Consider the following 19,703-nt stretch of genomic DNA (forward strand, 5'->3'; position numbering starts at 1 on the left):
TCAGCCCGGCAAAGGATACTCTTTTGCGGAAGCGTCTCGAAGGGATGAGATCCGGTGCAGTTCAACGTAAGGCCCTACGTCTGCGGCGCTCTCGGCCGGATCGATACCGCACTGCTCGGCAAGCTCACCGCCGCGGGACCGAAGGTCTGGCCCGCGCTGCAGTCGGCCGACGCGGCGCTGTTCAGCTCCACGCCGCTGCCGCCCTACCACCGCTCCGGTGACGCGTACGCGTTCGCCTGGGGCGAGCGCCGGCCCAAGGCGGCCGAGGACGAGTGGATCACGGTCGCGGAGACGTACGAGACCCCCGGGCTGATCGGCGACGGCGGGCGGGTGGCGCTGCACACGGGCGCGCTCGGCCTGGTGGACGTCTACTACGTGCGGGTGGACGACGCGGTCTACTTCTCGTCGCTGATCCAGCCGCTGCTCACCCTGGTGCCCGTCGCGATCGACTGGTCGGCGTGGGCCTCGATCCTGCAGGTGACGTTCCCGCTGGGCGAGGCGACGCCGTACACGGAGGTGAAACGGCTGCCGGGGGCGAGCGCGCTGGTGTGGGAGCACGGCAGGCTCACCACCGAGCGCCGGTTGCCGCGCTGGCTGCGCACGGAGCCGTACGAGGCGTGGATCAGCCCTCAGGAGATCGTCGAGCTGCTCGACCACGTCTACGCCGACTACGAAGGCCGCCCGCTGCTCGTGCCGGTCAGCGGCGGCTACGACTCCCGGCTGCTGGCCGGCGTGGCCAAGGCCAGGGGCGCGGACGTCGAGTCGTGGACGACCAGCCCCGACGACGGCACCGACACCGACATCGCGTTCGCCAGGGCGATCACCAGGGAGCTGGGCATCCCGCACCGGGTGGTCCCGCAGGACGCCGCCTCCTACCCGGCCGACGCCATGGAGGTGGCGCGCAGGCTGGAGTACCTGACGCCGCACCACGCCTGGTACGCCCCCTTCGCCAAGGAGGTGCACGGCGCGGGCCGGATCCTGGTGGACGGCCTGGCGGGCGGGCCGCTGCTGAAGAACTTCATGGTCAGCGGGGCCGCGCTGGAGGCCAGGACGCAGGCCGAGCGCTCGGCGGCGGTGCTGGGCTCGCTGTCACTGGGGCAGCCGTCGCAGCCGTTCCTGTCGAAGGCGGCCGCGCAGTGGATGGAGGAGACCGTACGCGAGCAGTTCCTCGCGGCCACCTCCATGTTCCACGGCCACCGGGCCGAGCTGCCGCTGTCGGTGCTGCACACCAGGACCGTGCGGGGCATCGCGCGCTCGGCGGTGAACCTGGTGGGCCCCGAGGCGTCGTTCCTGGCGCCGTTCATCCATCCGGAGTTCTTCGACGCGGCGCTGTCGGTCGGGGTGGCCCGCAAGCACCAGGGCCGCTTCTACCGCGAGGTGCTGCACGCGGCCAATCCGAGGGTGGCCGCTCTGCCCTCGACGAACGTGGTCAAGCAGCCGCTCATGAGGGTCCCGCTGCGCTCGACCGCGGCTCCTGCCCGAAATTATGCGCACCGGATGCTGGAGGTCGTGGTGAGCCGGGTGCCGGGGCTGCTGTCGGATGAGCTGCACGAGGTGGTGGCCGGCGGCCCCGATGCTCTGACCAGGTTCAACGGCTGGAACGACCGCTTCTGGGTGCGCGGTCTCGTGCTGTTCGGGCTGTGGCTGAACGACTTCGAGAACGACCTCTCGGACGTCGCTCCACCTTTTTAGTGAACTCTGGGTAACAGGGCGATTACATACGGATCTCTCGGGTATTAACCGTCGCACAGCAGAAGCGGGTTCCGGAAAGCCAACGGGCTGGTAGTGTTCGGCCCGTAAGCGCCGCACAAACGGGCACCAGATCACAAATCCGGTCTCGTTCGAGGGCAGTGGAGTTCGCAGGGATGACGACTCCACGCGGCGCGGTCACCAGATAGTAACGCCGGGGCAACCGGTGACTTCGTCCTGCCCACATCTCTTCCTGTGAGCGACATCATGATCAACGCATCCCCAACGCCGGAGCCGATCTCCGAGGCCTTCGTCTCGGAAGACCCAGCCTGGTACAAGCGGGCGGTGTTTTACGAGGTTCTCGTCCGGGGGTTCAAGGACTCCAACGGCGACGGCACCGGCGACCTACGTGGTCTCATCGAGAAGCTCGGCTACCTCGAGTGGCTCGGTGTCGACTGCCTGTGGTTGCTGCCGTTGTACGAGTCGCCGCTGCGCGACGGCGGGTATGACATCTCGGACTATATGAAGATCCTTCCCGACTTCGGGGACTTGGGGGACTTCGTCCAGCTGATCGAGGCCGCCCACGAACGCGGCCTGCGGATCATCACCGACCTCGTGATGAACCACACCAGCGATCGGCACCCCTGGTTCCAGGCGTCCCGGCACGACCCCGAGGGGCCGTACGGCGACTTCTACGTGTGGTCAGACCATCCCGGCGGCTACCCCGACGCACCGATCATCTTCATCGGCGCCGAGGAGTCCAACTGGACGTACGACCCGGTGCGCAAGCAGTACTACTGGCACCGTTTCTTCCACCACCAGCCGGACCTGAACTATGACAACCCGGCGGTGCAGGAGGCCATGCTGGAGGTGCTGCGGTTCTGGCTGGACCTCGGCATCGACGGTTTCCGTCTTGACGCGGTGCCCTACCTGTTCGAGCGCGAGGGCACGGCCTGCGCCGGGCTGCCCGAGACGCACTCGTACCTGAAGAAGATCAGGGCCGAGGTCGACCGCCTCTACCCCGACCGCGTGCTGCTCGCCGAGGCCAACGGCTGGCCCGAGGACGTCGTCGAATACTTCGGCGACCCCACCACGGGCGGCGACGAGTGCCACATGGCCTTCCACTTCCCGCTGATGCCGCGCATCTACATGGCGGTGAAGAAGGAGACCCGCGAGCCGATCTCCGAGATCATGTCACTCACGCCCAAGCTGCCTGAGCACGCGCAGTGGGGCATCTTCCTGCGGAACCACGACGAGCTGACGCTCGAGACGGTCACCGAGGAAGAGCGCGACTACATGCACAAGGAGTACGCCAAGGACCCGCGCATGCGGGCCTACCTCGGCATCAGGCGGCGCCTGGCCCCGCTGCTCGACAACGACCGTGACCGCATCGAGCTGTTCACGGCGCTGCTGCTGTCGCTGCCCGGCTCGCCGATCATCTACTACGGCGACGAGATCGGCATGGGCGACAACATCTGGCTGGAGGACCGCGACTCGGTCCGCACGCCGATGCAGTGGAGCCCCGACCGCAACGCCGGCTTCTCCTCGGCCGACCCCGGCCGCCTCTACCTGCCCGCCGTCATGGACCCGATCTACGGCTACCAGGCGGTCAACGTGGAGGCCCAGCAGCGCCACGAGGGGTCGCTGCTGCACTTCACCCGCAAGATGCTGGAGATCAGGCGCAAGCACCCGGTGTTCGGCGTCGGGGCGTACACCGAAATGTGGTCGTCCAACCCGTCCGTGCTGACGTACGTGCGCGAGGACGGCGACGACGTGATGCTGTGCGTCAACAACCTGTCGAAGTTCCCGCAGCCGGTGGAGCTCGACCTGCGCCGCTTCGAGGGCATGATCCCGGTCGAGGCGCGCGGCGGCGTGCAGTTCCCGCCCATCGGGGAGCTGCCCTACCTGCTGACGCTGCCCGGCCACGGCTTCTACTGGTTCGCCCTGAAGAAGGACGAGCAGAGCGAGCGCAAGGCGATCAGCGAGACGTGACCGGCACCTGGGCACGGGCCGCGCGGCGCGCTGGGATCAGCGCGACCGCGAGGGCCGTGCCCACGGCTATGAGCACGGTCACCGTCAGGGTCACCGGCGACGGCGCGCGGCCGATGCCCGCGCCGACGCCGCTGGTGTGACCCTGCAGGTCGATCAGGCCGGTGACCACGCTGACCCCCGCCACGGCGCCCACGCCCACACCGAGCACGACCAGCAGGCCCGTGCCGGTCACCAGCGTGGCCATGACCTGACGCGGGGTCAGCCCCATGGCCTTGAGCACGGCCAGGTCGAAGGCGTGGTCGCGCAGGCCGAGCGCGCTGGCGGTGAGCAGGTTGGCCAGGCCGATGAGGGCCAGCACGGCGATCATCGCCACGATCACCACTCTGATGATCGACAGCCGGTCGGCCGGGTTCACCGCGGCCTGCACGTCGAGGCTCTCGCCCGACTCCGCGAGCAGCCTGCCCCGCACCTCGCCGGGGTCCGCGCCCGGCTTGAGCGCCACCGCGTAATACTCCGGCGGCACGGAGTCCTTCGCCGCCAGGCTGTCGATGCCGACCGAGAGCACCTCGCCGTCCTGCTCCGGCTCGACGGTCCTGCCGACGATCCGGACGATCAGCGGGGTGCCGCCCACCGTGAGCCGCACCCGGTCGCCGATCTTCACCCCCAGCAGGTCGAGCAGGCCCTGCCCGGCCACGGCCTCGCCCTGGCGGGTGTACATGCGGCCCTCGACCACCGGGAACGGGTAGGGGTCCGTCGAGCTGCCGATCGCCCGCACCCTCACCGAGCGGGCCTCGCCCGGAGCCAGCGCGTTGACGTCGGTGCCCGCGTAGACGGCTTTGACGTCGCGGTCTCGGCCGGCCAGCTTCTCGGCGGCGGCCGCTTCCAGTTTGCCGGGACGTACGTAGAGGGCGGCGTGCTGGCCGACCTGCTCCGGGTGGGCCAGGAAGTTGTCCAGCGTGGCCCAGACACCGAGCCCGATGGTGATCATCATCATCGGCACGGCCAGGCCGAACGCCGTCAGGAACGCGGGCACCCTGCGAGTGAAGGCGTCGCGGGTGCCGAGCACGAGGGCGGGCGGCAGGCGTACGAGGAGGGCCAGGCGGGCCAGCCTGGACAGGCGGCCACTCGGCGGCGCCGCGGGCGCGGCCGGGATCGGCGGCGTGCGCCCGCCCCGCCAGGCCGGCACCCCGACGGCGGCCAGCACCAGCAGGGCCGTGCCCGCCACGATGGCCAGCACCGGGATGGGCGCCACGGACGTCGGGCCGAGCACGGCCGCCATCACGCCCCAGCCCGCCACCGTACCGATGGCCACGCCCAGCAGGCCGAGCGCGCCGTGCTCGACGAGGAGCAGCAGCGCGAGCTGGCCCCTGGTGAAGCCCATCGACTTGAGGGTGGCGAGGTCGCGCAGCTGCCCCAGCACCCGGCCGCCGGCCGCGTTGGCCAGCGCGAGCGCGGCGGCCACGATGCCGACCACGCCGAACAGCGCGAGCAGCGTGCCCAGCAGCCGGTTGTCCAGCTCCATGGCCGCCCTGACCTCGCGCCAGGTGTAGACGCGCTGCAGGCGGTCCTCCAGCATGACCACGACGCGCTGGGAGACCACCTGGGAGGCCTCGGCGTCGGTCAGGCGCAGCCCGGTCACCCACTCGCTGCGGCCCAGCATGGGCTCGATGCGGTCGAGCATGAGGGGCAGCACGTACGCCAGGCCGGGCGTCCACTCGGGGTAGAAGCCCTGCTCGGCGGAGTCGGCGATGCCGCGTACGTAGAGGGTGTGGCGCTGGCCGCTGAGCGCGATGATCGAGAAGGGCGCGCCGATGCGCAGCCCCAAGGAGTCGGCGAACGACCGCTCGACCACCACCCCGTCGGGCTGGGACGGGTCGAGCCACCTGCCCTCGGCCACCACGGGGTGTGCCACGGCCGGCGGCGTGGCCGGCATGGCGCGCAGCGCGGCCGGCTCCTTCTTGCCGTTCTGAGCCACGGTGACGGGCGCCGAGCGGTAGGGGCCGGCGGTCTGGGTGACGCCCTCGATGCCGCCTAAGGCGACCTGAGGGCTGTCCTTGGTGTAGAGCCAGACGTGGGCGCCGTCGGTCTGGGCGAACAGGCTGCGCCACGGGTTGGTGCCGTCCTCCAGCAGGGTCGCCGCGGTGATCAGCGCGGCGACGATGCCGGCCACGGCCAGCACGGTCAGCGCGGCCTGGCCCCTCCTGGCGCGGAGGTCGGCCCTGATCCACCGGCTGCCGGCCAGAGACGTGCTCATCGGAGGTCGATCACCTCGCCCGCCGTGCGGGTGCGGCGGCGGGCGATGCGGCCGTCGTCGACGATCTCGCCGTCGAACAGCGACACCAGCCGGTCGGCCAGGCTCGCCACGCGGGCGTCGTGGGTGACCATGACGATGGTCTGTCCCTCCTTGTGCACCTTGCTGAGCAGGTTGAGCACGTCGCGGGTGTTGCGGCTGTCGAGGTTGCCGGTGGGCTCGTCGGCCAGCAGCAGGCTGGGCTGGTTGGCCAGCGCCCTGGCCAGCGCGACCCGCTGCTGCTCGCCGCCGGAGAGCTGGGCGGGGGCCGCCTCTGCCCGGTCGGTGAGGTTGAGCGCCTCCAGCAGGCTCTCGCGGCGCTCGCGGGCCACCTTGGGCGAGGCGCCGCTCAGCAGCGCGGGCAGCTCGACGTTGTCGCCGACGGTCATGTTGGCGACCAGGTTGAAGAACTGGAAGACGAAGCCGATCTTCTTGCGCCGCAGCAGCGCCCAGGCGCTCTCCGACAGGGTGTCGACGCGCTTGCCGTCGAGCCAGATCTCCCCGCTCGTCCGCGCGTCGAGCCCGCCCAGCATGTGGACGAGCGTGGACTTCCCCGAGCCGGAAGGACCCATGATCGCGACGAACTCGCCCGGCTCGACCTGGAGATCCACCCCGCGCACGGCGGGCACCGGCACCGCGCCATCCTGGTAGATTTTGACCAGATTGACCGTTTTCACAACCGAGCTCATGCCAGATCCTCCTGGCAGCGCTCGAGCCAGTCAAGATCAGCCTGGAGATGCAGCATGGCTCCTTCGATGAGCAGCATCGCCACGCGGTCCGTCGGCGGGGTGGCGGCCAGGAGTTCGTTGAGATCGCTCATGAGTGACAAGTAGTGGCGGCGCTGACGGCTGATCAGCACCATGCGGTCGGCGATGCCGGTCAGCGGGGCGAGCACGAGCTTCATGAAGAACTCGTCGCGCACCCGGGGACCCTCGGTCGGCTCGTCGACCCAGTCCTCCAGCACCTCCCGGCCCTTGGCGGTCAGATAGTAGACCTTTTTGTTGGGCCGGTTGGACTGCTCGACGTCGACCACCCGGATGAGGCCGTCCTTCTCCAGCCTGCCGAGCGTGACGTAGACCTGCCCGATGTTGGGCGATGGATAGGCACTGCCGAAGGTCTGCTCCAGTGCCTGTTTCAGCTCGTAGCCGTGAGCCGGCTCTTTGGCCAGGAGCGCCAGCAGGTGAAGCCGCACCGCCACCTCCCCGCGTCCTGTTACGTATGCGTTACAGAGCAATCCGTTGACCTACAGATTACAGGTGTGCATAACATGAATGCATCTACCTAACACGTATGTAAAACACTCTGAACACGGAGGAAACAGGGTGCTTCGCTCGCTGCCGCTGCTCCTGGCCGTGACTCTCGCGGCCGGTTGTGCGGCGACGGGCAACGAGGGCGGAGGCGAGACGGGAACGGGCGGAACAGGCCCGATCACGTTCGCCACCGGACGCGACACCACGGCGTACCTGCAACCCCTGCTGGATCGCTGGAACGAGGCCCACCCGGCCGAGAAGGTGACGCTGCTGGAACTGCCCGAGGCCGCCGACGAGCAACGTGCTCAGATGGCGGCCAACCTCCAGGCCCAGAGCAGCCGGTACGACGTGCTCGGGCTTGACGTCTTCTGGACTGCCGAATTCGCGGAGAACGGCTGGATCATCCCCCTGGAGCGCGGGTTGTTCCCGCTCGACAGGTTCCTGCCGCCCGTCGTGGAGACGGCCGTCTACAAGGACAAGCTCTGGGCCGTCCCGTACACCAGTAATGCGGGGCTGCTCTACTACCGGGCCGACCTGGTCAAGAAGCCGCCCAGGACGTGGGCCGAGCTTCGCGCCGAGTCACGCCGAATCACGAAAAAGCACAACATAGGAGGCTATGCCGGGCAGTTCCTGGCCTACGAGGGGCTCACGGTCAACTTCTCAGAAGCCGTGCACTCGGCCGGCGGCGAGATCGTCAGCCGCGACGGCACCGAGGTGACCCTCGACCCGGCCAAGGGCGCGACCGCGATCGAATTCATGCTCCAGGGACTTCGCGAGGGCTGGATCCCGCACGAGTCGCTGAGCTACAAGGAGGAGGAGTCCCGCCTGGCCTTCCAGGAGGGACGGCTGGCCTTCGCCCGCAACTGGCCGCACGCGTACGGACCGGCCAAGGCCAAGCTGGGCAAGAAGCTGGGCGTGACCCGGCTGCCCGGCCTGGACGGCCCCGGCTCCAGCACGCTGGGCGGCGCGAACCTGGCGATCAGCGCCTACTCCAAGCACCAGCAGACCGCGCAGGAGTTCATCCGCTACTTCACGAGCCTGGAGAACGAGCGCCGGGTCCTCACCGAAGGCTCGTTCCCGCCCGTGTGGACCGAGCTCTACGACGATCCCGAGCTGATCAAACGCTTCCCCTACCTGCCCGTGCTCAAAGAGAGCATTCTGGCCGCCCACCCTCGGCCGGTGAGCGCCAACTACACCCAGCTGAGCCTGGTGATCGCGAGTTCGGTCGCCAAGGCGCTCAGCAACCCCTCCCCCGGGGCCGCGCAGGACGTGGCGGCCTCCATGAAGTCCGAACTCCAAGAGATCATCAGAACCCAGTGAGGCAGCCATGCGAAAAGGCAGAGCAGCAGCGATCCTGGCCGGGCTCGCGGTAGCCGTCGCCGCCTGCGGTAACGCGCCGACGACCACCGAGCCCACGGCGTCGGAGTCGGCTCCCGCGTCCGACGGCGCCAAGACGCTCCAGGGCGTGAAGCTCGAAGTCGCCGCCAAGTGGACCGGGGCGGAGCAGAAGAACTTCGAGCAGGTGCTCAAGGCTTTCTCCGACAAGACCGGCGCCGAGGTCACCTACGCCTCCACCGGTGAGGACACCGGCGCCTACCTCGGCCCGCGCATCCAGGGCGGCAGCCCGCCCGACGTGGCCATCCTGCCGCAGCCGGGTCTGGTGCAGCAGTACGCCGAGCAGAACGCGCTCAAGCCGCTGAACGACGACGTGGTCAAGGAGATCGACGCCAACTACACGCCGTACTGGAAGGAGCTCGGCTCCGTCGACGGCAAGGTGTACGGCGTGCTGGTCAAGGCCGCCCACAAGTCGCTGGTCTGGTACCGCTCGCAGGCGTTCGAGGACGCCGGCGTGCAGCCGCCCACCAACTGGGACGAGATGGTCAAGGCCGCTCAGACCATCGCCGACTCCGGCACCCCGCCGTTCTCCTTCTGCGGCGCCTCGGGCTGGACGCTGACCGACCTGTTCGAGAACGTCTACCTGTCCACCGCCGGCCCGGAGAACTACGACAAGCTCTCCAAGCACGAGATCCCGTGGACCGACGACACCGTCAAGGCGGCGCTGGAGAAGATCCAGCAGATCGTCTCCAAGAGCGAGTTCCTGGTCGACGGCACCTCCGGCACCATGCAGACGGACTTCCCGACCTGCGTGAGCAAGGTCTACGGCACCGACAAGGCGGCCATGGTCATCGAGGCCGACTTCGTGGCCGTCGAGGCCGACCAGTCGGGCGCCAAGCTGGGCGAGGAGGCCAAGTACTTCCCGTTCCCCTCGGCCGGTGACACCGCCCCCGTCGTGCTCGGCGGCGACGTCGCCGTGGCGATGAAGGACAACCCCGGCGCGATGGCGCTCGTGCAGTTCCTCGCCTCCAAGGAGGGCGGCGAGGTCTGGGCCAAGCTCCCCGGCTACCTGTCGCCCAACAAGAACGTCTCCCCCGACAACTACCCCGACCCGCTGACGAAGCAGCTCGGCCAGACGATCGTCTCCGCCGGTGACGCGGTCCGCTACGACATGTCCGACCTGGCCCCCAGCGCGTTCGGCGGCACGGACGGCAAGGGCGAGTGGAAGGTCCTGCAGGACTTCCTGCGCGACCCCAGCGATGTCAAGGGCACCCAGGAGGCGCTCGAAGCCGAGGCCAAGAAGGCCTGGAAGTAAAGAGGTAAGGCCGTGACCGAACGGTTGGACGGCCGGCAGGACTCGCCCGCGGCCACCGCGGGCGAGCCCCCCACCGGACCGGCTGAAACCCCCCGTACGAGAAAACGCCTCGGCCCCTCGCCGGCGGTCGCCATCGCCTTCCTCCTCCCAGCCGCGTTGCTGCTGGGCATCTGGGTGGTCTATCCGATCGTCTACTCGATTTTCCGGAGCCTGTTCGACGCGGCGGGCACCGGATTCGTGGGCCTGGGCAACTACGCCACGATCTTCAGTGATCAGGGCATGCTCACCACCATCCGCAACAACCTCATCTGGGTCGTCGTCGCACCGATCATCGTCACCACCCTGGGACTGATCTTCGCGGTGCTGACCGAGCGCATCAGGTGGGCGACCGCGTTCAAGCTGATCGTGTTCATGCCGATGGCCGTCTCCCTGATGGCGGCGGGCGTCATCTTCCGCCTCGTCTACGAGGAGAACCCCGACAAGGGCCTGGCCAACGCCGTCCTCACCACCGTGAGCGACACGTTCTCCTCCTCGCAGGGCTACCCCGAGGCCAGGCCGCGCGAGGGCGACCAGTCGCCCGTGGCCGACGAGGCCGGCTCGGTCGTCACCAAGCAGCCCGTGCAGAGCGGGCAGCCGGTGCTGATCCCGATCGTCGGCGTCAAGCCGGACGTGCTGCCCTCCGGCGCCCAGCCCGCCAAGGCCGCCACCGGTCCTGGACTGTCGGGCACGGTGTGGTTCGACTTCACGCCGGGCGGCGGCGGCCAGAGCGGCGCCGTGGACGGCACGGAGAAGGGCCTGCCCGGCATGACCGTCGAGGCCGTGCAGCAGAACGGCGAGGTCGCGGCCACCACCACGACCGCCGCCGACGGCACGTTCCGCTTCGACGGGCTGGCCGACGGGACCTACACCGTACGGCTGCCGAAGGACAACTTCGAGGCCTCCTACAACGGCCTGACCTGGCTCGGCCCGACCCTCATCACCCCGGCGATCATCGGAGCGTTCGTCTGGGTGTGGGCAGGTTTCGCCATGGTGCTGATCGCGGCGGGCCTCGCGGCCATCCCGCGTGACTCGCTGGAGGCCGCCCGCATCGACGGCGCCACGGAGTGGCAGGTGTTCCGCAGGATCACCGTGCCGCTGCTGTCGCCGGTCCTGCTCGTCGTCTTCGTGACGATGATCATCAATACCTTGAAGGTGTTCGACCTGGTGTTCATCATCGCCCCCGCCTCGGTGCAACCCCAGGCGAACGTGGTCGCGCTGGAGATGTGGCGCGTCTCCTTCGGCGGCGGGAACAACCAGGGGCTGGGCAGTGCGCTGGCCATCTTCCTGCTGATCCTGGTCCTTCCCTTCATGATCATGAACATCCGACGGTTCCGGAGGGGAGACTCATGACCACCGCGACCGCCACCGCATCCTCCGGCGCCTCGTCGGGGCTGGAGTCGGGCACGCCGCGCAGGAGCGTGGTCGGCAAGATCGTCGATCGCGTGGGCGGCGGCGCCGTCCAGGTCGTCATGGTGGTGCTGGGCCTGTTCTGGCTGGTGCCTACCCTGGGCCTGCTGGTCGTCTCCATGCGTACGACGCAGGTCAACAACGCCGAGGGCTGGTGGACCGTCTTCACCAAGCCGGCCGAGCTGACCCTGCAGAACTACGCCAACCTGCTCGGCAGCGGGTTCACCGCCTCGTTCTGGAACACCGTGGCCATCACGGTGCCCACCACGGTCCTGGTGATCGGCATCGCGGCCATGGCGGCGTACGCGTTCGCCTGGATGGACTTCCCCGGCCGTGACGTCAGCTTCCTCGTCGTGGTCGGCCTGCTCATCGTGCCGATCCAGATCGCGCTGATCCCCATCGCGTCCTTCTACGGGTCCACCGGCATCTTCGGCTCGATCCCCGGCGTGGTGCTGTTCCACGTGGCGTTCGGCCTGCCGTTCGCGATCTTCCTGCTGCGGAACTTCTTCGTGGGCATCCCCGCCTCGCTGCTGGAGGCCGCCCGCATGGACGGCGCATCGGAGTGGAAGATCTTCATGTCGGTGGTCTTCCCGCTGGGCAAGCCCGCCATCGCGTCGCTGGGCATCTTCCAGTTCCTGTGGGTGTGGAACGACATGCTCATCGCGCTGGTCTTCGCCAACACCGGCAACCAGCCGATGACCAAGTACCTGCAGTCGCAGATGCGGCAGTTCGGGTCGAACGTCGACATCCTGTCGTCGGGCGCGTTCATGTCGCTGATCATCCCGCTGGTCCTGTTCTTCGCCTTCCAGCGGTACTTCGTCCAGGGCATGATGGCCGGCTCCGTGAAGTGACCGGCCTGATCTGACGGGCGCCCGTTCACCCGAGGGGGTGGGCGGGCGCTCGCCCGCGTAACGGCGGCCGCCGCCGTCCCGATGTGCGTCCATGAAGCGTCTCCTCGCTCTCACCGCAGCGGCCTTCATCACGCTCCCCCTCACCCCGGCGGCCGCCTCCCCCGTGCACGGCGCCCGTCCCGGCGCGCCGGGCGCCGGCGACCCGTACTTCCCCGAGCAGGGCAACGGCGGCTACGACGCCGCCCACTACGACCTCACGCTCGACTACGACCCCGCCACGGGACGCCTGCAGGGCCTCGCCCGCATCACCGCCCGTGCCACGCAGGCGCTCAGCCGCTTCAACCTCGACCTCGTCGACACGCTCACCGTCCGGTCCGTGACCGTGGACGGCCGGGCCGCCGCCCACGCGCAGAGCGGCTCCGAACTCGTCGTCACGCCCGCACGTGCACTCCCCCGCGGCCGCGCCTTCACCACCGCCATCCGGTACGACGGCGAGCCCGTCCACGTCGTGGACCCCGACGGCTCCATGGACGGCTGGATCAAGACCTCCGACGGCGTCTACAACGCCAACGAACCCCAAGGCGCCAAGAGCTGGTTCCCCGGCAACCACCACATGACCGACAAGGCCACCCACCGGTTCACCGTGACCGTGCCGAGCACCCGGGTCGCCGTCGCCAACGGCGACCTCGTACGGCGGACGTCGAGAGCCGGGCGCACCACCTACGTGTGGAACTCCTGCGAGCCCATGGCCAACTACCTCGCCACCGTGACCATCGGCGCGTTCTCCCTCACCGACACCAGGATCGGCCGCTACCGGGTCACCACGGCCGTCGACCCCCAGCAGTCCGCGCCGGGCTTCGCCGAGCGGCACCCGCCGGTGCTCGACTACTTCAGCGGACTGTTCGGGCCGTACCCGTACTCCTCGACCGGGGGCATCGTCGACCACGCGCCCGAGGTCGGCTACGCGCTGGAGACCCAGACCAGGCCCGTCTACCCCGGCGCGCCCGGCGAGTCGCTGCTCGCGCACGAGCTGGCGCACCAGTGGTTCGGCAACTCGGTGACGCCGACCTCATGGCGCGACATCTGGCTCAACGAGGGCTTCGCCACGTACGCCGAATGGCTGTGGTCCGACAAGCTCGGCACCAGGACCGTGCAGGAGTCGTTCGACGAGGCGTACGCGCGGCCCGCCGACGACGACTTCTGGCAAACCCCGACCGCAGACCCCGGCGGCCCCCAGAACCTCTTCCACGCCCCCGTCTACGACCGCGGCGCCATGACCCTGCACGCCCTGCGCGGCACGGTCGGCGACCGCACGTTCTTCGCCATCCTGCGGGCCTGGGCCCGCGAGCACCGCTACGGCAACGCCGACACCGCCGCCTTCGCCTCCCTCGCGGAACGCGTCGCCGGCCGGCGACTCGGCGCTCTCTTCGACGCCTGGCTCCACCAGCCCGGCAAGCCGTCCCTGTGATCATTCTGGTACGGCTCGTCCCCGACGTTTCGGCGGCAAGCCGTACCAGACCTGACTAAGCTCAACACCCATGGCCGGTCGTCCCCTGAACGAAGTCGTCGAAGCCGGATGGGCACGCGCGCTCGAGCCCGTCACCGAGCAGATCTCCCACATGGGCGAGTTCCTGCGCAAGGAGATCTCCGAAGGCAGGCAATACCTGCCCGCGGGCGCGAACGTCCTGCGCGCCTTCAACCAGCCCTTTGACGACGTCAAGGTGCTGATCGTGGGCCAGGACCCCTATCCCACCCCCGGCCACCCGGTCGGGCTGTCGTTCTCCGTCGCCCCCGACGTGCGGCCGCTGCCCGGCAGCCTGGTCAACATCTACAAGGAGATGGAGACCGATCTCGGCCTGCCCCGCCCCTCCAACGGCGACCTCACCCCGTGGGCCGAGCAGGGCGTCCTGCTGCTCAACAGGGTGCTCACCGTCATGCCGGGCAAGCCCGCCTCCCACCGGGGCAAGGGCTGGGAACAGGTCACCGAGCAGGCCATCCGCGCCCTCGTCGCGCGCCAGAAGCCCATGGTCGCCATCCTGTGGGGCCGCGACGCCCGCAACCTCGCCCCCATGCTCGGCGACATCCCGCGCATCGAGTCCGCCCACCCCTCCCCCCTCTCCGCACGCAGCGGTTTCTTCGGCTCGCGGCCCTTCAGCCGCGCCAATGAGCTGCTCGTCCAGCAAGGCGCCGCGCCTGTCGAGTGGAAGCTGCCCTAGCATCGTCGCCATGACTGATGAAGAACCGAAGTTCCTGCGTCTCACGGTCGAGCTGACCGTCGAGGTGCTCGACATGGACGCCCTACAGGCGGCGGCGCTGCGTGAGATCAGGCACCCCGACGCCGACCTGACCGACGAGGAGCGCACGGAGCAGGCCGAACTGGTCGCCTCCGACGACAGCGGCGCCTCCGCCCTGCAGTGGCTGATCGAACCCGACCACGTGCTGCAGCTCGTCGACCACATCGACGAGATCGAACCCCGGGAGGCCGTCCTCGGCGTCGAGCCGTCCGAGGGGCCCAGCGAGGAAGAGGACGAGGAAGAGCACGACCACGCGTGACCCGTACGGCGTCAGCCACGACGTCACCGAACGTCGTGGCTCTCCGCCCTCACCCAACCCCCCATCCCCCCACACCCGCATCTAGGGTCTCTCCACCGCCGACTTCCCAAAGAGGGAACCTCATGATCGTCGCATTCTCCATCACCCCGCTGGGCGTCGGCGAAGGAGTCGCCGAACCCGTCGCCCGCGCCGTCAAGGTCGTCCGCGAAAGCGGCCTCCCGAACCGCACGGACGCCATGTTCACCACCATCGAGGGCGAGTGGGACGAGGTCATGGACGTGGTGAAGCGCGCTGTGGACGCGGTGGCGGAGGTCGCCCCCAGAGTCAGCCTCGTCCTGAAGGCCGACATCAGGGAAGGCGTAACAGACGGCATGACCTCAAAACTCGAATCCCTGGAAAGCCACCTCACCTGACCCTGGGACGTCGCGGCCAGACCACCCAGACCACGCAAGCGACGGCCCGCTCAGCCCACTTCCCTGGGCCAGCACCTCAGCGCCCGGTCGCCAAACCGCTAACAGAAGTGCTCAGCCCTGCGCTCAAGTGGACTGCTCAGACCGGAGACCGCCCCCTGCGTCCAAGGCCGATGGCCGAGACCGAACGTCCACATCAGCTGGCTGGACCGCCTTCTCAGACCGCCTCGTCAGCCCCTTGCTCAGGGCCGGGGTCGGTGAGCTCGTAGCCTGCCTCCTCGACGGCGGCCCGCACCCGCGCAAGATCCAGCTCCCGATCGCTGGTCACCGTGACCCGATCCGCCTCGACGTCCACCCGCACGGCAGTGACGCCGGGGACACGTTCGAGCTCTTCGGTGACGGCGTCCGCACAGTGCCCACACGCCATACCGCTCACCACGTACGTACTGGTGCTCACGCCGGCACCTCCCCACCGGCGCCTCCACCGAAGCGCTCCCCAGAACGATCCTCAGAACGATCCTTTGAACGATCGCCGTAGGGCCCATCCGAGCGCTCACCTGAATCCCCGCCAGGACGCTCGCCGAGCTTTTCGCCGGCCACCCGTGTCACCGAACCGCCCTTCCTCTCCTCGTCAGGAACCGTGCGTGTGAGCATGTGCGCCTCGCGCATCCGCCCATCGCTCGCGAACCGCCCGAAGAAGTACACCTCCATGGCGAACTCCTTCTTCCGCTGCTCCACGTGCATCGTGTAGCGGGCGGCGAGCCGATCTCCATCGGCCACCGCCTCGTGCACCTCCAGGCGGCTGACGGGCCGGTTCTTGCGCACAGGGCGGGTGTGCGCGATCAGCTTCTCCCGATCCATCCGGTGACCGTCGGCTGTCTCGACGATGTCCGCCGTGTGGTAGCGATCCACGATCACCGCCGGATCCTCGTCGTCCCGCAGGAGATCCTCTGTGAAGGAGGCGAAGAACTCGGTGATGAACTCTTTGGGGTCGCTGTCGCTGAGTGGACGCATGCTCACTCCGGTCCGCTGTAGTAACTTTGACAGTACGTCAAAGATACATACGTACTCAACTTTGGCAAGGTGTAAGAATTGAGCTCCCCACCGGCCCGCGCTCGTCGCGCCGACGCCCGACGCAGCCGTGCGGCCATCCTCGACGCCGCGATCAAGCTGCTCGACGCCCGGCCGGACGCCAGCGTCGACGCCATCGCCACCGCGGCAGGCGTGACCCGCCAGACCGTCTACGCCCACTTCCCCTCACGCCAACGGTTGCTGACGGCAGTGCTCGACCGACTCACGGAAGAGGCAGTGGCGGAGATGGACGCCGCCGACCTCGACACCGGCCCAGCCGCCGACGCCCTGCTGCGCCTGATCGACGCCGGCGCCAGAGCCGCCGGCCGCCACACCAAGCTGATGCAACACCTCAGCACTCTGCCCGTCCCTCCGGACGAGGACCAGACCCGCCACACCCCGGTAGCCGACCGGCTGAGACGCGTCATCGAACGCGGCCGACAAGCAGGCGAGTTCGACAACCACCTCCCGGTGGACTGGCTGATCGCAGCCGTCATCACACTGAGCCACACCGCCGGCGAAGAACGCATGGCCGGCCGCCTCCCCGCCGCCGAGGCCGACGAAGCCCTCCGGATCAGCCTCCTCCGCCTCCTCCACCCGTCCTGACCACCCTCCCGCACCAGCGACCGCTTGACCACGCTCCCCCACCAGCGACGATCACCACACCCCGCCGGGACAACATCCCGCCCCGCCTCCGTTGTCGTCGCCGAGAGGCCGGTGTGCGGGCCCATAAGGGTGGTGCTGGGGGCGGCGTGTCCTGAGGGTGGATTTCGAGATATATCTTGACCCGCCCTTAGACGCGACATATCTTGTTGCGTTGTAGACGCGATAGTACGCGACTCGGGAGGTGGGGGCAATGGAGCAGGAGCGGGTGCCGGTTCTTGTTGTTGGTGGGGGGTATGCGGGGCTCAGTGCGGCGGCGCTGCTGGCTTGGCGGGAGGTGCCGGTCATACTGGTTGAGCGGCATGCCAGTACGTCCGTGCAGCCCAAGGCGTTCGGGGTCGGGCCCCAAGCTCTGGAGATGCTGCGGTCCGTGCCCGGCGTCGAGGAGGAGCTGACTGCCATCTGGGCGGGCATCGGGGAGAACATGCGGATCGCGATCGCCGGTAGCCTGGCCGATCCTCAGCCGCGCATGATCGTGCACGATGAGCAGGAGGAGTTCGCCTTCATGGCTGAGCTCACGCCTGTGCCTGCGGTGGGGGCGCCGCAGGCGGAGATCGAGCGGATTCTGCGTACCAAAGCCGAGGATCTGGGCGCTGATCTGCGCTTCTCCACTGAGCTGGTCTCTCTGGAGCAGGACGCCGCCGGGGTCAGTGCGGTGATCAGGGACAAAGATGGTGAGCGGCTCGTACGGGCGGAGTACGTGATCGCCGCCGATGGGTATCGCAGCCCGCTGCGGGCGGCGCTGGACGTTCCTACCTCCGGTAAGGGGTCGCTGGGCGAGCTGTGCTCGATCATGTTCGACGCCGATCTGTCGGGGCTGGTCAGGGAGCGGGAGGTCACTCTCTGGTATCTGCAGAACGACGTCTTCACCGGCGTGATCGTCACCGGCACCGGGACCGGGAGTCACGTGCTCGGCGTCAATCTCAAAGAGGGTGAGAGCGAGGCCGACTTCACCGAGGAGCGCTGTGTCGAACTCGTACGGCTGGCCACTGGGCGGCCTGAGCTCGACGTACGGGTGCTCGACCGGCCCCTGGTCGGGATCTCCCATGTGCTGGCCGACACCTACCGTGCTGGACGGGTGTTCTTCGCCGGGGACGCCGCTCACACCATGCCGCCTACCGGTGGGCAGGGCGGGAGCACCGCGCTCGAGGATGGATGTGAACTGGCGTGGCGGTTGTGGCTCGTGCTCAGCGGCCAGGCAGGGCCGGCCTTCCTCGACACCTACGATGCCGAGCGCCGGCCCATCGGCAGGCTGATGGCCGACTCGCAGCTCGCCAACCTCGGTGTACGCATGCCGCCCGCCGCCCGTGTCGGGTATCCCGAGCCTCTTGAGGATCCGATCGGTGTGCTGCTCGGGCGCCGGTATCACTCCTCCGCCATCATCGATGAGCCCGGCGATGACGGGTCGATCCTGGAAGACCCGCGTGTCCCTACTGGGCGGCCCGGCAGTCGGGCCCCGCACGTCGTTCTCGACTGGGACGGGCAGCTCATCTCCGCCATCGACCTGTTCGGCACAGGGTTCGTCCTGCTGGCCGCCAAGCCCGGTGGTCAGGTGTGGATGGACGCCGGGCGGCTGGTCAAGGATCGGCTCGGGATCCGGCTCACTCGGCTGCTGGTGGGTGACGAGCTTGTCGATGTGGAGGGACGCTTCATGGAGCGGTACGGCGTGCGCGAGGGCGGCGCCGTTCTGGTGCGGCCCGATGGGTACGTCGCCTGGCGGTCCCCCGACGCCGACCCGGACCCGCTGGGGACGCTCGAACGTGTCCTCCGCCGGATCCTCAGCCGCTGACGGCCTACGGGGGCCGGCGGCTGAGCCACGGTGAGGGCAGGCGGTGATCTGCGGGGTGATGGTCATGCGGCCATCCGGGTGGTTTCAAGGGCTCCAAGGTCCCGGGCTCCGAGGCCCGGGGTGGTGTGGCGGGGGGCTTGGGTGGCGCAGAGCCAGCTGTTGAGGGAGCCGGTGAAGCCTGAGGGCGGGCCCACCTTGAGGCAGGTGACCACTCCTGCGCCTGGGGTGGGGCCGATTTTGAGTCGCCGGATGCTGCCCGTGCGGCCCAGCTCGCCGGCGTCCGCGTCGTACGGGGTCAGCTGGACGGCGAACGGGAGGCCGCCGTCGGGCTGGTCGGAGGGGTGGATGCGGAGGAAGTCGTCGATCTTGCGGGTGGCGGCTCCCGGGTGGGCGTTGAGGTAGGACAGGTGGTCGGTCACCAGGCGGTTGGCGACCGTGCGGAGGAGGTTGGTCGCGCAGAGGTTGTGGGCGCAGGCGGCGCCGTCGAGGGTGATTTCGGGGAGGGCGAAGCGGCGCAGGCCCCTCGACGTGACGCGCAGGCAGTCGCAGGCGCCCATGTCGGCAGGGTCCCAAGGTGGGCAGGTGGCGGCGTCGTGGACCTGGACGTCCCAGGACAGCCAGTCGTCGGTGAGGCGGAAGTGGGTGGGCTCGCCCGAGCAGCGGCCGCAGGTGAGGATGGTGGAGGCGGTCAGCGGGTCGATCAGCAGGCCGTCGCACTCCTTGGCCATGGCTCTGGCGGCGGCCCTCGCCACTTGGGCGGCGGTGGGCAGCCGGTGCGGGGGTGCCGCCGAGGTGACCACCAGGTGCTGTTTGGTGCGGCGCAGGCGGCGTCTCTCGTCGTCGGTGAGGCCGGCGCCCGCGGGTCTCCACTGGGTGGTGTGGTGGGTGACCGCCAGCATGCCGGCGGCCGCTGCGCTGATCGCCGCCCGCCTGTAGGGGGAGCCGATGCGCCAGGGAATGAAGGACGTGGGGTCGAACGGCAGGTGTTCCATGGCGACGATGAAGCGGGAGGTCGTGGTGGCCGGCAGGGGGAGGGTGATCTTCATGGG

Annotated in this window: 18 protein-coding genes; 12 read left to right on the top strand and 6 right to left on the bottom strand. The window is 69.0% G+C overall.

All coding sequences use genetic code 11. The features are described 5' to 3' along the window. Positions 1-54 precede the first annotated feature (54 nt). Together ACFFR3_RS02525 and treS are read left to right on the top strand one after the other, a co-directional pair. Positions 55-1,692 (top strand): asparagine synthetase B family protein, encoded by a 1,638-nt coding sequence (locus tag ACFFR3_RS02525; RefSeq protein WP_364378871.1) that lies wholly within the window; start codon positions 55-57, stop codon positions 1,690-1,692. A gap of 264 nt (positions 1,693-1,956) precedes the next feature. Beyond that, positions 1,957-3,681 (top strand): maltose alpha-D-glucosyltransferase, encoded by a 1,725-nt coding sequence (gene treS / locus ACFFR3_RS02530; RefSeq protein WP_364379024.1) that lies wholly within the window; start codon positions 1,957-1,959, stop codon positions 3,679-3,681. Here the strand turns inward: treS and ACFFR3_RS02535 are convergent. Genes ACFFR3_RS02535 through ACFFR3_RS02545 form a run of 3 tightly spaced genes read right to left on the bottom strand, consistent with a single transcriptional unit; the run spans position 3,668 to position 7,169 of the window. Beyond that, a complete protein-coding gene (locus ACFFR3_RS02535) occupies positions 3,668-5,935 on the bottom strand; it encodes an ABC transporter permease (RefSeq protein ID WP_364378874.1) in 2,268 nt (755 codons plus the stop codon). The genes treS and ACFFR3_RS02535 overlap by 14 nt on opposite strands. Beyond that, positions 5,932-6,660 (bottom strand): ABC transporter ATP-binding protein, encoded by a 729-nt coding sequence (locus ACFFR3_RS02540; RefSeq protein WP_355411976.1) that lies wholly within the window; start codon positions 6,658-6,660, stop codon positions 5,932-5,934. The genes ACFFR3_RS02535 and ACFFR3_RS02540 overlap by 4 nt, the downstream gene beginning before the upstream one ends. After that, the gene (locus ACFFR3_RS02545) at positions 6,657-7,169 is read right to left on the bottom strand and encodes a PadR family transcriptional regulator (protein WP_364914519.1); all 513 of its coding nucleotides are present in this window, start codon (positions 7,167-7,169) and stop codon (positions 6,657-6,659) included. Before ACFFR3_RS02545 ends, ACFFR3_RS02540 begins: the two co-directional genes overlap by 4 nt. Positions 7,170-7,293: 124 nt before the next feature. Here ACFFR3_RS02545 and ACFFR3_RS02550 point away from each other — a divergent pair, with 124 nt between their 5' ends. From ACFFR3_RS02550 to ACFFR3_RS02585, 8 genes are all read left to right on the top strand, one after another. Then, on the top strand, positions 7,294-8,541 hold the full coding sequence (locus tag ACFFR3_RS02550; RefSeq protein ID WP_364378880.1) for an ABC transporter substrate-binding protein: 1,248 nt from the start codon (positions 7,294-7,296) through the stop codon (positions 8,539-8,541). A gap of 7 nt (positions 8,542-8,548) precedes the next feature. Next, positions 8,549-9,871, top strand: coding sequence for an ABC transporter substrate-binding protein (locus ACFFR3_RS02555; protein ID WP_364378883.1), 1,323 nt, complete (start codon positions 8,549-8,551; stop codon positions 9,869-9,871). Between the two features lie 12 nt (positions 9,872-9,883). Continuing rightward, the gene (locus tag ACFFR3_RS02560) at positions 9,884-11,260 is read left to right on the top strand and encodes an ABC transporter permease (protein ID WP_364378886.1); all 1,377 of its coding nucleotides are present in this window, start codon (positions 9,884-9,886) and stop codon (positions 11,258-11,260) included. Then, positions 11,257-12,168 (top strand): carbohydrate ABC transporter permease, encoded by a 912-nt coding sequence (locus ACFFR3_RS02565; RefSeq protein ID WP_345397488.1) that lies wholly within the window; start codon positions 11,257-11,259, stop codon positions 12,166-12,168. Before ACFFR3_RS02560 ends, ACFFR3_RS02565 begins: the two co-directional genes overlap by 4 nt. A gap of 91 nt (positions 12,169-12,259) precedes the next feature. Next, on the top strand, positions 12,260-13,636 hold the full coding sequence (locus ACFFR3_RS02570) for a M1 family metallopeptidase (protein WP_379482520.1): 1,377 nt from the start codon (positions 12,260-12,262) through the stop codon (positions 13,634-13,636). A gap of 70 nt (positions 13,637-13,706) precedes the next feature. Continuing rightward, positions 13,707-14,384, top strand: a complete 678-nt coding sequence (locus ACFFR3_RS02575) for a uracil-DNA glycosylase (protein ID WP_379482521.1) — start codon at positions 13,707-13,709, stop codon at positions 14,382-14,384. A gap of 10 nt (positions 14,385-14,394) precedes the next feature. Beyond that, positions 14,395-14,721, top strand: coding sequence for a hypothetical protein (locus tag ACFFR3_RS02580; protein WP_345397482.1), 327 nt, complete (start codon positions 14,395-14,397; stop codon positions 14,719-14,721). 122 nt (positions 14,722-14,843) lie between these two features. Then, positions 14,844-15,134 carry an MTH1187 family thiamine-binding protein gene (locus tag ACFFR3_RS02585; protein WP_364378896.1) on the top strand — a complete coding sequence of 97 codons (291 nt, stop codon included), beginning with the start codon at positions 14,844-14,846 and terminating at the stop codon, positions 15,132-15,134. A 214-nt stretch (positions 15,135-15,348) separates the two neighbouring features. Here the strand turns inward: ACFFR3_RS02585 and ACFFR3_RS02590 are convergent, their stop codons facing one another. Together ACFFR3_RS02590 and ACFFR3_RS02595 are read right to left on the bottom strand one after the other, a co-directional pair. Further along, positions 15,349-15,588, bottom strand: coding sequence for a heavy-metal-associated domain-containing protein (locus tag ACFFR3_RS02590; protein ID WP_345397479.1), 240 nt, complete (start codon positions 15,586-15,588; stop codon positions 15,349-15,351). Beyond that, complete coding sequence (locus tag ACFFR3_RS02595) at positions 15,585-16,145, bottom strand: nuclear transport factor 2 family protein (protein ID WP_345397476.1); 561 nt, start codon at positions 16,143-16,145, stop codon at positions 15,585-15,587. Before ACFFR3_RS02595 ends, ACFFR3_RS02590 begins: the two co-directional genes overlap by 4 nt. A gap of 78 nt (positions 16,146-16,223) precedes the next feature. On the opposite strand from ACFFR3_RS02595, the gene ACFFR3_RS02600 reads away from it, so the two are divergent. After that, entirely contained in the window at positions 16,224-16,808 is a 585-nt protein-coding gene (locus tag ACFFR3_RS02600; RefSeq protein ID WP_345397473.1) for a TetR/AcrR family transcriptional regulator, read from the top strand. Between the two features lie 250 nt (positions 16,809-17,058). After that, positions 17,059-18,654 (top strand): FAD-dependent monooxygenase, encoded by a 1,596-nt coding sequence (locus ACFFR3_RS02605; protein WP_379482522.1) that lies wholly within the window; start codon positions 17,059-17,061, stop codon positions 18,652-18,654. Positions 18,655-18,716: 62 nt separating this feature from the next. On the opposite strand, the gene ACFFR3_RS02610 is transcribed toward ACFFR3_RS02605, so the two are convergent. Next, positions 18,717-19,700 carry a hypothetical protein gene (locus ACFFR3_RS02610; RefSeq protein WP_345397467.1) on the bottom strand — a complete coding sequence of 328 codons (984 nt, stop codon included), beginning with the start codon at positions 19,698-19,700 and terminating at the stop codon, positions 18,717-18,719. Positions 19,701-19,703: the final 3 nt, after the last annotated feature.

Source organism: Nonomuraea salmonea (assembly GCF_042428605.1).
Lineage (GTDB): Bacteria > Actinomycetota > Actinomycetes > Streptosporangiales > Streptosporangiaceae > Nonomuraea > Nonomuraea salmonea.

What these genes read in the sequence shown, in the direction of transcription:
- treS (WP_364379024.1), top strand. Translation starts at nt 1,957, where the DNA reads ATGATCAACGCATCCCCAACGCCGGAGCCGATCTCCGAGGCCTTCGTC.
- ACFFR3_RS02535 (WP_364378874.1), bottom strand. Translation starts at nt 5,935, where the DNA reads ATGAGCACGTCTCTGGCCGGCAGCCGGTGGATCAGGGCCGACCTCCGC.
- ACFFR3_RS02540 (WP_355411976.1), bottom strand. Translation starts at nt 6,660, where the DNA reads ATGAGCTCGGTTGTGAAAACGGTCAATCTGGTCAAAATCTACCAGGAT.
- ACFFR3_RS02555 (WP_364378883.1), top strand. Translation starts at nt 8,549, where the DNA reads ATGCGAAAAGGCAGAGCAGCAGCGATCCTGGCCGGGCTCGCGGTAGCC.
- ACFFR3_RS02565 (WP_345397488.1), top strand. Translation starts at nt 11,257, where the DNA reads ATGACCACCGCGACCGCCACCGCATCCTCCGGCGCCTCGTCGGGGCTG.
- ACFFR3_RS02570 (WP_379482520.1), top strand. Translation starts at nt 12,260, where the DNA reads ATGAAGCGTCTCCTCGCTCTCACCGCAGCGGCCTTCATCACGCTCCCC.
- ACFFR3_RS02575 (WP_379482521.1), top strand. Translation starts at nt 13,707, where the DNA reads ATGGCCGGTCGTCCCCTGAACGAAGTCGTCGAAGCCGGATGGGCACGC.
- ACFFR3_RS02580 (WP_345397482.1), top strand. Translation starts at nt 14,395, where the DNA reads ATGACTGATGAAGAACCGAAGTTCCTGCGTCTCACGGTCGAGCTGACC.
- ACFFR3_RS02585 (WP_364378896.1), top strand. Translation starts at nt 14,844, where the DNA reads ATGATCGTCGCATTCTCCATCACCCCGCTGGGCGTCGGCGAAGGAGTC.
- ACFFR3_RS02595 (WP_345397476.1), bottom strand. Translation starts at nt 16,145, where the DNA reads ATGCGTCCACTCAGCGACAGCGACCCCAAAGAGTTCATCACCGAGTTC.
- ACFFR3_RS02605 (WP_379482522.1), top strand. Translation starts at nt 17,059, where the DNA reads ATGGAGCAGGAGCGGGTGCCGGTTCTTGTTGTTGGTGGGGGGTATGCG.
- ACFFR3_RS02610 (WP_345397467.1), bottom strand. Translation starts at nt 19,700, where the DNA reads ATGAAGATCACCCTCCCCCTGCCGGCCACCACGACCTCCCGCTTCATC.